This window comes from Mycoplasma seminis (assembly GCF_030718845.1).
GTDB classification, from domain to species: Bacteria; Bacillota_I; Bacilli_A; order Mycoplasmatales; family Metamycoplasmataceae; genus Mycoplasmopsis; species Mycoplasmopsis seminis.
This window is the reverse complement of sequence record NZ_CP132191.1, coordinates 335,001-349,792: the sequence shown is the minus strand read 5'-3', so window position 1 is coordinate 349,792 and position 14,792 is coordinate 335,001. Positions and strand designations below refer to the sequence as shown.

Here is a 14,792-nt window from a genome sequence, read left to right as displayed (position 1 = left end):
AATATATGTGTAATTATTAAAATTTTAGAAATATAATAATACTATTATATTTTAGTACAAAATTTGTACATATCTTAAATTTAGTATTAAATTTTCTAAATTATTTCTTTTCTGTACTGCTAATTTTGTTATAAATTTCTTCAAATGGAACAAATGAAGTATTTGGTTTAATTAAATAAATAAATCTTGAAATATCACCTGGTGTTTCAAAGTAGTGGAAAAATCCTCTTTTAGCTTCTTCTGCTTCATGCATTGCTACAGCTATTTGTGGATAAATCACACTTTCATATGAGTTAGGTGAAGAGTTGTAATTATTTACAGTTACAGTTCCTTTTGCTAAAGGCAATGTAAATCCTGCTCTAACAACTTCAGTATTGTATGAATATTGATAATTATCTCCAAAGAACACATCTGCTGTTAATCTTCCATATGTATCTTTTCCTTCCACAAATGCAACACGTACTTTTGAACCATATTGTTTATAAATTCCTTCAGCAAAGTGTGTAGGCATTAATGCAAAAGCATATTCAAATGGCGCAGAATTTGTTGCTCCATCTTTTCCACCAACAGCTTTCTCAGGTGTATCAATACCTGCTAATCTAATTACATGTGAACTACCTTTTTCAATTAGCCCAACATTATTTCCAACTGTTTTATCTGCACTTGCTTGCACAGTAAATGTATCACCATCTGCGACACTTGTAATAGCTCCATCGAAGTATGATGATGGATCCATTTTGTTTCAATCTATATTTGTTGATTTGAAGTTTTGAGGTTGGATAGTTGTTGGATATTCGCTTAATAAAGGATTAATTGTTACTTCTTCTGAAAATGTTACAGAAGATGATAATTCAACAACTTCAGTATTTTTATTTATAAAAGGCATGTAAACAAAGTTTGTTAATGCATCAAGGTTTTTTAATTCAAGTGCAGCGTCTTGATCGTTTTGACCTTTAACCCCTAATTTAAGACCTGTTTCTCAATTTTTAAATGATTGATCAAATGATTTTAAAACATATTTAAGAACAACGGTGTTACCATTTGGGTTTTTTACATTAATATGAAATTCTCTTGGTACATTACTAAATCTTGAAACACTTGGTAAAAGATATGTTGAACCTTCTTGTTTTTCATATTTAATTTTAAAGTTATCAGATACTATTTTATTAATATCATTTGTTAATTCTTCTAATGCATTATTAAAATTTTGAACCGCTAATCCAGCTAAACGTTTTACAGGCTCTACTTTTGCTGTTTTAATTTTACTTTCAGCATTTTCATCAATTGTAAACTTAAATGAATATTTAGATTTGAAGTCAACATTAAATGTTTTTATAACTGTGTCTTTTGAATAATTTATTCTTTTATTTTGTGAATAAGCTTCTTTAATAGGCGTAAAATCACAAGAAACAGCAATTGCTGGAGTAGCAATCATTGTAATTGGGAGAACTGTACCAATTAATAAAAACTTCTTTAATTTAAAGTTCATATAATCTCCTTTTTTAATTATTTAAATCTTTATAATAAGCAAAAAATATAATTCATTAGGAGCACCTAACAAATTATATTTATTTGAATCACTTTAACTAATTCTTGTTTGTTTGGATGTTGCTTGTAATTTTGTTAATAAAGCTTGTGAAATCTTGAGCTTTTTCACCATTTGAAATTGTTTTTTGTAATCCGTCTCAAGCTCCATCGATTCCTGCTCTAAATGAGTCAGCAATTAATGAACCAGGTTCTTCAAAAATAGCATATTGATCTGGGTTGTTTGCAGCATTTTTAAATAAATTAAATGCAACTCTTAAGTAGTCATTTGTTTTATTTCCTGTTCCCATGAAATCTAGACTTGTAGCATTTTGGAAGTCTTTGTAAGGCATGATGTAACTCATGTTGCTTTGAACGAAATCTCTTGGTGTTGCTGGTGTACCTTTATCTTGTTTGTTTTTGAAGTCTTTGTTAATTCCTAAAGTATCATAAGTTTTTGTTGATGTTATTAATCATTTAACAAATGCTTTTGTTGCAGTTTCATCTGTTGGGTTTGATTTAATACCAATAATAGATGGTCCTTGAGCAAAAATAACATTCTTAGCATCTGTAGAAACTCATTTACCTGGTGTTGGTAATGAAACTAATTCTTCTTTTTCTAAGAAGTCTGTTTTTGCTAAAACTTTTTTAACAAATCCATTTTGTGCTAATAAGTCATAAAATGCATCTGAGAATCCAAATTCTGCTGGTTTAGCAGATTTTCCTTTAACTGCTGGTTTTCCATCTTGTGCTGGTTGTTCTGGTACAGCAGGTTGTGCTGCTTTAGTTTGAACTAAAGCATTAGGGAATACAACATTTAATGTTGGTGATTTAGCACCTGTTGTTGTTGTGTTTGCATAAACTGCACCCATCTTATCTAATGCATCTGTGAAAGCTTTTTGGTTTGCTGTTGAAGCATTACTAAATGCTGGGAAACCAATCATTACAGCTTTTGATAAATCAATTTTTTTTGATTTAAGTCCTTCCATAAATTTTGTTTGATCTTGTTTTGTATCAAACATAATAGCATATTGAGGAAGTTCAAAGTTTTGATTTTCTTTATTTACTGCTTTTGTAATTTCTGCAGCAAATAATCCATTAGATTTTGCTCCAAATGTATAAAGTGGTTTAATATCATTGAAGTTTTCTAATTTTCCTGTTGGTGTAGATTCTGTACCATCTGTTGCAGCTTTAAGAGTAACAACTCCTGATTTATTACCTGAAACATTGTTAAATGTAACACTATAACTTGTTTCAAATCCTAAACCATTAATAATTCTTCCTGTTTTTGAATTTACGAAGTCAATTGTAATTTTTTCTTTTTCAGCAACAAAGTTATGTGTATATCCGGCTGTTGAACCAATTGAAAATGCAAATCTGTGTTTTGTTTGGTCACCAGATGAGAATTGCCCACCAGGGAATAATTTAACTCCACCATTTTGAACAGCTTGTGTTAATACATCATAAATTTGACGTGATTTTGAATATGCATCTGATTGAGTATTTTCAAGTGGTCTGTAACTAATTTGAACTGATTTGTTTCCTGGGTTAATTTCCACGGCTTGAATCATTTTTGATGAGTCAGCACCTAAATCTGCATATAATGCTTGTTCATATAATGATGTAGCACTATCAACACCAAATACGTGAAGGTCAGATTGAGCACCATTTTGTGAAGTATTTTCAAATAATGATTGAGCTAATTTTGCGAATTCAATTAATTCTTTGTAATTGTTTCATATTGATGATGATAATTCATAAGCTTTTCCATTAGGTTTTAAAATTTCAGCAATATTTGAAACTGTTTTACCTCATAAAGCAGCTACAGATTGATTATCATTTTTACCTTTTTCTTGTAATTCTTTAACTTGAGCTTCCATTACAGTATCACCTGCTTTAATAACCCCACCATTTGTTAAAATAGTTTGGTAAATATAGTTTAATACAGGCGCATTAATAGCAACAACGTTTGTACTCTTGAATGCTGGTAAAATTCATGAAGACATGTTGTCAATATATTGTGTTTCAGCATTAATAACTGTAAATTGTTCAGAGAAGTCTGTTAAGTCAGTATTTAATTTAGCAGAATCTTTTGAGTTAAAACTTAAAAGCATTCCGTTGTTTCCTAATGATGATGCAACCGGTGCATAGTTAAATACTAAATCGTAGAATTGAGAAGCATTACGTGTTGTAAGGTCAAGATTAACCTTTTGAGCTCCCGCTGAATAACCTGAACCAATGTTTTTTAATGTAACAGGTTTAGCATAAATAGAAATTTGATTTGATGGTGTAAATTTAATAGCATCTTTATCATCTGGATGCGCTTCCACATATTTCTTAAGCTCTTCTTTCATTATTTTAATTTGAGCATTATAAGTTTCAGCTAATGTAGCTAAAGCTTTACCTTGAGAACCGTTTTCTCCAAATGTATGAGCGATAACAATACTATCTCTAACTTTTTGTTTGAAACCATTTTGTGCAGGGTTTTTAGCAGAATTACCTGTTGAATTCATTGCACGTTGGTATTCTGTAGAAGTTCTTCCTAATAAAGTAACTTTACCCATGGTTTTATTAGTCATATATGGTGGTACTTCATCAACGATATCAATATCACCTTTTCCAGTCTTTTGACAGCTTGCTGTAAGAGCTATTGTTGAAATCCCGATTAAAGAACCAGCTCCTAATAAAATATTTTTAATTTTTAAATTCATATAAATAAAACTCCTTTGCAAAACTTTGTTTTGCGAATTTTCATATTAAAAAGAAACGCTAGAAAGCTTTTTCTTTGTTTTGTAGTTGTTCTACGTTTCTATAAATAATTATAATGTATTTTGCTTAACACAATACTATTCCATATCATTTCCACATTTTGTTCCACATTTGTGAAAAAATGAAAAAAACTTGCTTTTTGTTATTTAGCAAGTTCAATTTCATATACATTTTGTACTATTTTAGACATTTTTTTAATAGTATTGAATTCTCTTTGAAATTCTTCAAGCTTATGGAATGATTCATATGATTCTTTTGTAGATCATCTTTCTACAATTAGAACCTTATCTTCAGCTTCTAATCCATATTCAAATGAAAGATTTTCTTCTTTCATTCTTGTCTTTTTAGTTAAGATATATAAATAATCAATAAACCCTTTCATTTTTTCTGGGTTAATAATATATCTTGTTGCTTTTGCAAATATCATTTGTACTCCTAACGAGTATTTTAAGTAATAAAACACTAATTATTTTTTGATTCTTGAAAAAAGAATAAATTCTTTCCCTTGATTAATGTTATCAAATTTAGAGTAGTTTTCTAATAAATCAAATGAAAAACTTTCAAACCCTAATTGTTGTGCTACTTCATTAGTTTTATTTTTAAGCACAGGAGATAGGTAAGTTGAGACTGCATAAATTCCGTTTAAAAGTCTTACAAGTACTTGTTGCAATCTATCTAAATCTTCTTTTAAGGTTCAAGGTCTAGTTTCATCAATATATTTATTAAGTTCACTTGATAAATCAAGTGCTACTTTTAAAGCTTTATCAACTTCTAAATTATCAAAATATTTTTTATACTCTGGTAATGAGTGTTTAATTTTTGCTTCAATTGCTAAATCCTCAGGTAATTCACTAGATTGATATTTAAGTGGACCTTCGAATGAATTTGATTTCATTTTTAAAGTACGGGCAATTAAATTTCCATAGTTATTAACTAAATCTGAATTAATAACATCAATAAATCTTCCCTCATCTCAAATACCATCTTCACCAAGAATTATTTGTGAAGCTAAGTAATATTTAATCATTTCAGGATGATACTTTTCTAATAATTCATAAGGATCTACTACATTATTTTTAGATTTAGACATTTTTCCTGTTGGAGTAACTAATCATCCATGTGCTTGGATTCTACTTGGCTGTTTTAGATTTAATCCTTTAAGGAAAATTGGCCAATAAATCATATGGAAACGAGCTATTTCTTTTCCGATTAAATGAACTACTTCAGCATTATTTCAGTATTTTTCAAATAATTCACTTTGATTTTGTGTTGTAACATCATATCCAAGTGCGGTTATATAGTTACATAAAGCATCTAACCATACATATAAGGTATGTTTAGGATTTTCATAAATTTTAATCCCTCAATTAATATTGGTACGAGTAACCGATAAATCTTCTAGTCCTTTTAAAATAAAGTTATTTTTCATTTCATTAATAATTTTATTTGGAGCTAAAAATTCATTATTAGTATCAATATAATTTAATAATCAAGGTGAAAACTCATTCATCTTAAAGAAGTAAGACTCTTCTGCTACATTAATAAGTTTATGTCCACTAAGTGGGTGGAAGTATTCACCATCTTTTAATACCGCTTGAGTTGGGGTTAAAAATTCTTCATCTGAAACTGAATATAAACCTTCATATTTACCTAAATAAATGTATCCTTTATCTAAAAAATAAGAAAAAATCTTTTTAACACTTTGGATATGCTTTGGATTTGATGTACGTGAGAAGAAATCATAATCAATATCAAAATCTTTTCACATTTGTTGATATTTAGCTACCAATGCATCCACAAACTCTTGTGGTTGCATATTGTTTTCGGCAGCTTTTTGTTCAATTTTTAAACCATGTTCATCACTACCAGTTAGCATTTTAACATCATATCCATTTAGTCTTTTGTAATTAGCAATTACTCAAGCTAATGTTGTAGTGTATAAGTGACCAATATGTAAGTTTCCGCTTGCATAATAAATTGGTGTTGTGATATAAAAAGTCTTTTTCATGTTGTCTCCTTATATTTTTTTAGGTTTATATAATTCTTTAATTTCAGGTAAATAAGAATGATCTGTAGTATTTTCACTATTATGTAAATATAAATTAGGTAGAAAATGTACCCCTCAACCCGCTTGATATCTAGCTTCAATTAAGGCAAATTTAGGTTTATCGTTAATTCTAGGCAAAATAAATTGAATTCTTTTAGGTTCAAATTTATATTTACGTAAATATTCAAAAGTATCAACTAATCTTTCAACTGGTAAAACAAGGGTTAAAAATCCTTTTTGTTCTATTATTTTACTGCAGCCAAGAATTAATTGTTCTAAGTTTAAACGAACTTCATGTGTTGCAATTAATTTTTCTTGTGAAATATTTTTCTTAATTTTACTTTTATCATAGGGATAAAAAGGTGGGTTACAAAAAATTATTTGGTATTTTTGAGTTGTTTGTTTAATATGGTTTTTTCAAAAATCATTAAAATCCATATTAATAATTTTTATTTGCTCTTGCATGTTGTTTAATTCAATATTTTTTTGAGCAAGTAAGCAAGCTTTATTTTGTAATTCTACTGCATCAATTTTTAGTTTTTTGCTTCTTGAAGCAACAAAAATTGATAAAGCTCCATTATTAGCTCCAATTTCTAAAGCTCTGGTGGTTTTATGATTTAAATAAATAAAGTTACCAAGCAAAATAGTATCGACTGAATAATTAAACATGCTTTTATCTTGGTAAACATATAAATCAGAATCAAATCCTAGTGAATTTTTCACTAGATTACTTTTTTTGTTTTCTTTGCTTTGCATTAGCTCTTTCTGCTTCTTCTTTTTGTTTCTTATTAATGTAATCTTGGTAAAGTTCTGATAAAACGCAATCTACTTTTCCTTCAACTAAATCAACTCCAGTAACCACTACATCGATGTAATCACCTAAAGTAAAGGTTCTATTAGCCGAAACAAGTTTAGTTAAAGTATCATTAGCTTCATATTCACCATCAATTAAAGTTGATTTATGTACTAAACCACTAGCTTTAAATTCAAATTCAACGAAAAATCCAAAGTTTAGGATACTTAAAATTTGAACTTTGAAAGTTTTTCCAATTTGATTCTTTAAAAATTCAGCAAATTTTAAATCATTAACATTACGTTCAATTTGCACCGCTTTTTGTTCGCTCTTTGTGTTTAAATCACCATAAATAGGTAACATTTGAGTAAATGAATCTAATTCAGACATTTTTTTATTAAGTAAAAAGTTTCTAATAGTTCTATGAATTACTAAATCCGGATATCTACGAATTGGACTAGTAAAGTGACAATAGAATTTTGATGCTAGCCCAAAGTGTCCAATGTTTTCTGGTGAATAAATTGCTTTTTGCATAGTACGAAGGAACATTAACTTAACAAAGTCATCATCACGTTCTGCTTTTACTTTTGCAACAAAGTCAGCAAATATTTTTGGAGTAATACTGCTTGCTTTTAGACTACTTGCATTAATATTAATTGCTGCAAGTGAGTTCTTTAATGAAGCAAGTTTATCATCATCTGGTGCTTCGTGAATACGATATAGCACAGGAAGTTTGTGATCAAAAAGATATTTAGCAACTGTTTCATTTGCTCTAACCATGAAGTCTTCAATTAACACTTCACTAAATCCACGTTGATTTATTTCAATTGCTTTAACTCTACCTTCTGAGTCTAATTTAATTTTTGGTTCTTGAATTTCAAAATCAACATAACCTTCTTTGATTTTGTAATTATGTAAAATTAAACTTAATCCCTTTGCAGTTGTAAGCATATTTTTAAGTTGTTTAACCGCAAAAGGATCATCATCTTCATTTAATAAACCTGTTTTATAAAATTTATCAACATTTTTATAAGTTAATCTAAATTTAGATTCAATAATTCCTTGAAAGATTTCAACACTTACGTTGTTTCCATACTTATCAATAATCATTTCACAGCCCATAACAAATCTATCTTCATTTGGATTAAGTGAGCAAATTCCATTTGATAATTTTTCAGGTAGCATTGGGATAACACGATCAACAAGGTAAATACTTGTTCCACGTTTTAATGCTTCTTCATTAATTTGTGTTCCTTCTGTAACATAATAAGAAACATCAGCGATATAAACTCCTAAAAAGTAATTTCCATTTGGTAGTTTTTTAACTGTAATTGCATCGTCAAAATCTTTAGTATCGTCACCATCAATAGTAACAATCATTTCATTTCTTAAATCTTTACGATTACTTCAATCTTCTGCAACAATGCTATCAGGAATATTTTTAATTTCATCAAACATAATTTCAGGGAATCCACTTGGAGCTTTGATTTGTTCTAAGTATGATTTAACAAAAACCATTGGATCAGCTTCATTAGTAATAACTTTTGCTACTTGAATATCAATACAATTTCCTTCATAAGCTAAAATATCACAAGAAACTAAATCATTTAATTTAGTAGCAACTTTAGAAGAAATTAATTTTCACTTATTAGTTTTAAATCTATTATCAACTGGAACAAAGTATTTAACATCATTTTTTTCTTTAATAAAACCAATAACACTCTCGTTGTTTCTTGCAACTACTTGCGTTACTACACCATGAGTTAAATCGTTTGCATCAGCTTGTGCTGATTTATAAACATTTACTTTAACAGTATCTCCGTTAATAGCACCATTAAAATTAAATGATTTAACATAAACACTTTCTTTAGTATTGTTTACTTCATCAATATCATAATCAACAAATCCGAAGTTTCCTTTTTGTGAAACATTTAAAACACCTTCAATGGTTTTTTCTAAAATAGGTGCGTAATATTCATCTTTATTATTTTTAAAAATTAAATATTCGCCTTGTAATTGTGAAAGCACCTTTGTTAAGGATTTATTATCTTTAGGTAAAATTTTAAAATGTTTTGCAATTTCTAGGAAAGATTTTGGCTTTCCATTTTTAATAAAGTCATATATAAAGTTTTTCTGCATATTACATTAAGATTCTAATAATAATTGAAATAATTATCATCAATGCACCAAAAGTAATCATTGATCATTTAAGAACCTTTTTAACCCCTCTTTCTTTTGAATGTTTGAATAAATCTAAATCTCCTGATCCTACAAGTGCTCCTGAAAAACCGTTAGAATCAGGTGACATAAGAAATGAAATTATAATAGTAATAAATCCAATTACCATTAAAACCACTACCAATGATGTCATGTATCCTCCATTATTTAAATATTATTTAAATAATATCACATTTAGTTAAATTCTGCTGTGGAAATAAGATTTTTATCAAAATTAAAAAGGTATAATTTATTCATGAAAAAATTATATAAAAATATGTTTATAGCACTAGGTTCAATTAGTGCTTTAGCCCTACCACTTACAGCTATAAGTTGTAGTGAAAAATCAAAACAAACAAAAGAAAATCAAAATAACTTATACAAAAGTGTTGCAGCTTTACAAGATCTCGGTCTTAAATATGTTAAAAATATCGCAGATTACTATGAAAAAATAATCTTAAGTACAAAAAATGGAGTATTAAAAGAAACTGCTGATTTAACATATGCAGAATTAAGTGCCGGAAGTACTCAAAAATATGAAGATGACTTTTTCCGTTTTTATAACAATATTAAAGATATTAAAAGTTTAACACCTTATATTACTAATAAATACTATGCCGTAATGTCTAAAATTACTAAAGGAGATATAAGTAATCCTATTAATTATGTTCAAGCAATCAACAATAGCCCAAAAGATATTGTTGATTTATTTCAAAATTTAGGAAGTACTTATTTCAAAATATTAGAAACATATAAGAAAAGCAATTCTGATGAAGGAGAAAAATTACTTAATGAATTTGCAAAAATAAATAAAGTTTGGGAAAACGAGTTGAAAGTTTATTTATTCGCTGTTTTTTACTTGCAGAAAGAGATAAAAGTATTTGGAATGAATGATATGACTATTAATTTATTGCATTCTAAATATGTTAATGATAAAAACGAAGCAATTGCAAGAGATATTGTAAATAGCACTAATGAGTGAAATGATAAATATATTAATTTAATAAATTCATTCACATTTGAACAATTTAAGGACACTGAAAAGATATTTGACACCATTAAAGCCTATCTCAAAGCTATGTATGATGAATTTTATTCAAAAATATCTGATAAATTCTATTCAATTCAAGCATCCGTTTTACAAGCTAGACAAAGTTCAGATGAATTTATTAACGCAAAAAAACAATATCCAATTAAATATGTATTTTCAGATCCATCAAATCCTGAAAATAATAACAAAACAAATGTATTTACCACTATCCAAGAGTTAAAAGAAAAATACAAAGATAATAAAAAGGCTATTGATAGTATAAATGCTTTAAAAAAAGCTTATTTTGAAAATGGTGTTTCCTTAGAATCTCCAACATTAAAAAATGATTTTGCTGATACTGGAGAAAGCAAAATTATAAATTTAGCTTATAATACACCAAATGGTATTTCTGATACTTTTAGCACTTGAGGCAAGGTATATACAAGAAATTCTAAAACAAATCAATTTGATAAAAATAATGATGTTTCATCTACGTTAGTTGATACATTTAATAATTCAGATGCACAATATGTAATTCAAGTTGACCCATCAGATGATTTCTTAAATAAAATTCAAGTTATTTATCAAGTCAAAACTGATTTTCTCAAAGATTTCTATAACAATACAAAACATTTAGTTTTCAATTTAAATCCAACTCAAACTGTTAATTCAAGATTTATTGGTGAAAATATCTTATTCTTAAATTCATATCATAATGGTCTTATAGACAACTATATGGAAATTGGTCAATGAGATAAATTTATTTTCTTCCCACAACAAGCTGCTATTATTAACAGCCAACAAGCTATAAAAGGTTCAATCTTTATCGGACTTAATCAAGAAACTTATTCGAAATTATTCCCTACTCAAAATACAAGTAATTCAGCTGAATTGCTTAAACAAAAACAAAAACTAGAATCAGAATTAGTTCCATTAGCGGATTCATATTTTAATGTTGTGAAAAAATTCTTAATTCCGTTATATGATGCTAAGAATAATTCAAACCAAAGCAAAGAACAATATTATGAAGAACAATTAAGCAAGATTGTAACGGTAAAAGATAATAAAAACTACATTACTAGAAGTAAATTAGCGGATGCTTTAAATAACTACAAAATATTTATTGAGTCTTGTCCAACTTTAACTAATGAACAAAAACAACAAGAAATTACTAAAACTCAAGAGCAAATTGAAAAAACAAATAAAACTTTAAATGATCAAATAACTGCTGCTAACAGTGAAATTAGTAAACTGCAAGAGAAATTAAAAGTAGAAAAAGATCAAGCAAAAATTAAAGAATTACAAGATAAAATTAAAGCACAAGAAGATAATGTTACTAAAACTCAACAACAATTAAAAGATTTTGATACTTTAGCAAAAGAAGAAATCCAAAAAATCAATACTAAAGAAACAAAAGAAGAATGACTACAAAAATTAAATGATTTTAATATTGTTTTTAATTTAGATTCAAAAGATAAAATTTTAAAAACTATAAATGAAACTATCGATGCTTTAACTAAGCCAATAAATGAAATAAATAAACAGCTCGAGGATCTAAACAATAGTAGTAATACAGACAAGAAAAAAATAGTTATAATTTTAATGTAGGAGAAATTATGACAAAAATAAGAAAAACTATGTATATTTTAGCAACACCACTTAGTGTGCTACCAATTGCTGCTACAGTTCAATGTATGCCTGAGAATTCTTCAGGTGTTTCAAATTTGGATAAAATAAATCAAATGAAGGAAATTAGCGTATATGTAAAATCATTTGCAAATGAAGCTAAAACTTTTATTGATAATTATGCAAGTATGCAACATAACTTAATTCAAGAAATCTTAGAACAAAGCAAGGTACAACTTTCAATACAACAAGCAATTGCTGATTTTGAGAATCAACAACCAAATAAATTCAAAAAATACTTTGTTGCTTTTAGTAATGATGATTATTTAGAAAAGAATGTTTTTATTGATATTTATAATGAATTTTTACAAATACCAGTTAATGCACCTAAAGATTCTTATATCCAAGCACAAAGCATGGGAAAATTGCTCACCTGACTTGAAAGCGGAATGAATGCTATGCTTGTATGCTTAAACCAATATTTTGGTATTGAAAGTAATTATAGTTTTAACATTGAAAATGAATTCAAAACTACTAGGGCATTATATCAATCATATTATTTAATGTCTTTATATAATCATATGATACAAAACCTTAATTTAATTAAAAATGATAATTCAAATAAGAAAATTAGTGATTTTATTTCTGAATTGCAAGATAGAATTATTTCTTTACAAAGTAGTGTAAAAGTAGAACAAAATATTATTAATCTAGCTCAAAATCATACAAGTATGATTCAACAAGAATTCTTCAAAGCAAGATTTTACCTTAATACTTATCAAAGCAAATTTGGACATGAAGTTTTAAATTACATTGCTTTAAACTTAGATTCAAGCACCCATAAATCAAATGGAAACTTTGTTAATTCAACAACTTCATTAAACAATCAAACTAAAATTGCATTTCCTAACACAAACCCTTTAGAAATAGATTATTTATATTTAGATCCTAATACTATTAATAATCCAGAAGCACAGGACAAAAGATTAATAAAAGAAATAGATAAATTAAAACTACAAGGTTATGAACTTGTTTCTAAATCTTTATATGATGATTTTAAATATGATAAAAAATACTCATTCCAAAGTAATTTAACAAATAATGTAGCTTTTGACTTAGCTTTAATTAGTAAGCAAAATAATAAGTTTTCAACTACCAAAGCTCCAGAACAATTGCATTATGCTACTTTAGCTTCACAATCTAAAGAATTAAATAAAGCTAATTACCTAGTTAGAATGCAAGTAAATGCAGGACAATTAAAATCACTAGGAGTGGATTTGGTTAAAATAATTCCCAATCAAATCGCAAATGATTTTGGTGTATTATTTACTAATCCAAAGAAATTAGTAGCTGATTTAAAAGTGCAAAATGATCAAATTAATATTAATTTAGGTTATAACTATAGTTTAAATAACAAAAATTATGTAATACCAAGTGGTTGAGATACATTACTTTATCCTGATAAAAATCTTAATGTAGCATTTTATTTTCCAAAACAAGTTGCTTTAGGTATCTTTAATATTTATATTTCTATTAATCAAGAAACATACAATTACTTATCAAATCTAATTGATAAATATCAAAACCAAAACGAAAATCTCAGCCCTAAAGCTAAGGTATTTCCTAAGATTCAAATTAAATTAGTTTAATCAAAAACAACTATGTTATAGGCATAGTTGTTTATTTTGCAATTATTTATAAGCAATTTTTTCTTCATACATTTCAGCTGAAAATTCTTTAATGAATTCAGTCATTAAATCAACTGTTGCTTGAATATCAACAAGTGAACAGCATCCAATTGGTGAATGAAGATATCTTTGAGGTATAGAAATTGTCATTACAGATGAACCACCTTGAGCATATTGTAATGCAGCGGCATCAGTACCTCCACCTTCAGCAACATATTTATAAGCTGGAATATCTTTTCTTTTTGAAATATCCATTAAAACAGCAAGTAATTTTGGATCTGGAAGTGTACCACCATCTTTAACAAGAAGTGAAACTCCTTTTCCAAGCACAGGTGTACCAGGTTTACATCCTGTTGTATCATGTGCAGCTCCTGTATCTACAGCAAAAGCTACATCAGGATTAATAATTGAAACAGAAGTTTTTGCTCCACGTGTTCCAACTTCTTCTTGCACTGTACCAACAAGGTATACATCACAATCAAGTTCTAAATCAGCAATGTTATTTGCAATTGCTTCAAGCGCTGTAACACCAGCTCTATTATCCATTGCTTTTCCACCTACAATATTGTTAGCAAAGTAAATTGTTTCACCTGATAAGAAGATTTGATCTCCTATTTCAATTCCAGCTTCTTGCGTTTCTTTTTTAGATGCAAAACCTAAATCAACAAATAAGTCAGCTTCTTTTAAAGCAACAGTCATTTTATCTCTATCCATGATGTGGATTGAAGTGTGTCCAAATACCCCTTCAAATCTTTTTCCTGTAGCATTTGAAACTACTGTAGCTTTAGTTCCTATTACAACACTAGGTCATACTCCACCAATTGTAGTAACTAAAATGTTCCCATTTTCAGCAATTGATTTAACCATGTAACCAACTTCGTCCATATGTGCAGCTAACATAACTTTAGGTGCGTTAGCTTTTTTAGATGGTTTATGGAAGATAATTGAGCCAAAGTTATCTCTAGTAATTTCGAATTTATTTTTAATGTTAGCTCTTAATTCTGCAGCAACCGGTTCTTCAAAACGTGAAATTGCTTCAATTGACATATATTTAGCTAAACATTGAGCTAATTTTTCATATTTTTTATCCATGTTTTC

The 14,792-nt window shown here is 27.8% G+C and carries 10 protein-coding genes; 2 read left to right on the top strand and 8 right to left on the bottom strand.

Annotation, left to right across the window (positions count from 1 at the left end):
- Window positions 1–100: 100 nt before the first annotated feature.
- The 7 genes from Q8852_RS01600 to secG form a co-directional block, all read right to left on the bottom strand.
- Window positions 101–1,489 (bottom strand): thermonuclease family protein, encoded by a 1,389-nt coding sequence (locus Q8852_RS01600; RefSeq protein WP_305938245.1) that lies wholly within the window; start codon window positions 1,487–1,489, stop codon window positions 101–103.
- A 97-nt stretch (window positions 1,490–1,586) separates the two neighbouring features.
- On the bottom strand, window positions 1,587–4,235 hold the full coding sequence (locus Q8852_RS01595; protein ID WP_305938244.1) for a P68 family surface lipoprotein: 2,649 nt from the start codon (window positions 4,233–4,235) through the stop codon (window positions 1,587–1,589).
- 200 nt (window positions 4,236–4,435) lie between these two features.
- Complete coding sequence (locus tag Q8852_RS01590; RefSeq protein ID WP_305938243.1) at window positions 4,436–4,720, bottom strand: antibiotic biosynthesis monooxygenase; 285 nt, start codon at window positions 4,718–4,720, stop codon at window positions 4,436–4,438.
- A gap of 39 nt (window positions 4,721–4,759) precedes the next feature.
- The gene (metG, locus tag Q8852_RS01585; RefSeq protein ID WP_305938242.1) at window positions 4,760–6,301 is read right to left on the bottom strand and encodes a methionine--tRNA ligase; all 1,542 of its coding nucleotides are present in this window, start codon (window positions 6,299–6,301) and stop codon (window positions 4,760–4,762) included.
- A gap of 9 nt (window positions 6,302–6,310) precedes the next feature.
- Window positions 6,311–7,096: a tRNA1(Val) (adenine(37)-N6)-methyltransferase gene (locus tag Q8852_RS01580; protein WP_305938241.1), complete on the bottom strand. Its 786-nt coding sequence runs from the start codon at window positions 7,094–7,096 to the stop codon at window positions 6,311–6,313.
- Entirely contained in the window at window positions 7,068–9,272 is a 2,205-nt protein-coding gene (rnr, locus tag Q8852_RS01575; protein WP_305938240.1) for a ribonuclease R, read from the bottom strand. Before rnr ends, Q8852_RS01580 begins: the two co-directional genes overlap by 29 nt.
- Window position 9,273: 1 nt before the next feature.
- Window positions 9,274–9,504 (bottom strand): preprotein translocase subunit SecG, encoded by a 231-nt coding sequence (gene secG / locus Q8852_RS01570; RefSeq protein WP_305938239.1) that lies wholly within the window; start codon window positions 9,502–9,504, stop codon window positions 9,274–9,276.
- 102 nt (window positions 9,505–9,606) lie between these two features.
- Here secG and Q8852_RS01565 point away from each other — a divergent pair, with 102 nt between their 5' ends.
- Both Q8852_RS01565 and Q8852_RS01560 read left to right on the top strand, forming a co-directional pair.
- Window positions 9,607–11,988, top strand: a complete 2,382-nt coding sequence (locus tag Q8852_RS01565) for a hypothetical protein (RefSeq protein WP_305938238.1) — start codon at window positions 9,607–9,609, stop codon at window positions 11,986–11,988.
- Between the two features lie 8 nt (window positions 11,989–11,996).
- The gene (locus tag Q8852_RS01560; protein ID WP_305938237.1) at window positions 11,997–13,655 is read left to right on the top strand and encodes a hypothetical protein; all 1,659 of its coding nucleotides are present in this window, start codon (window positions 11,997–11,999) and stop codon (window positions 13,653–13,655) included.
- A 42-nt stretch (window positions 13,656–13,697) separates the two neighbouring features.
- Here Q8852_RS01560 and Q8852_RS01555 read toward each other — a convergent pair whose 3' ends face one another.
- Window positions 13,698–14,786, bottom strand: coding sequence for a M20/M25/M40 family metallo-hydrolase (locus tag Q8852_RS01555; RefSeq protein ID WP_305938236.1), 1,089 nt, complete (start codon window positions 14,784–14,786; stop codon window positions 13,698–13,700).
- Window positions 14,787–14,792 lie beyond the last annotated feature (6 nt).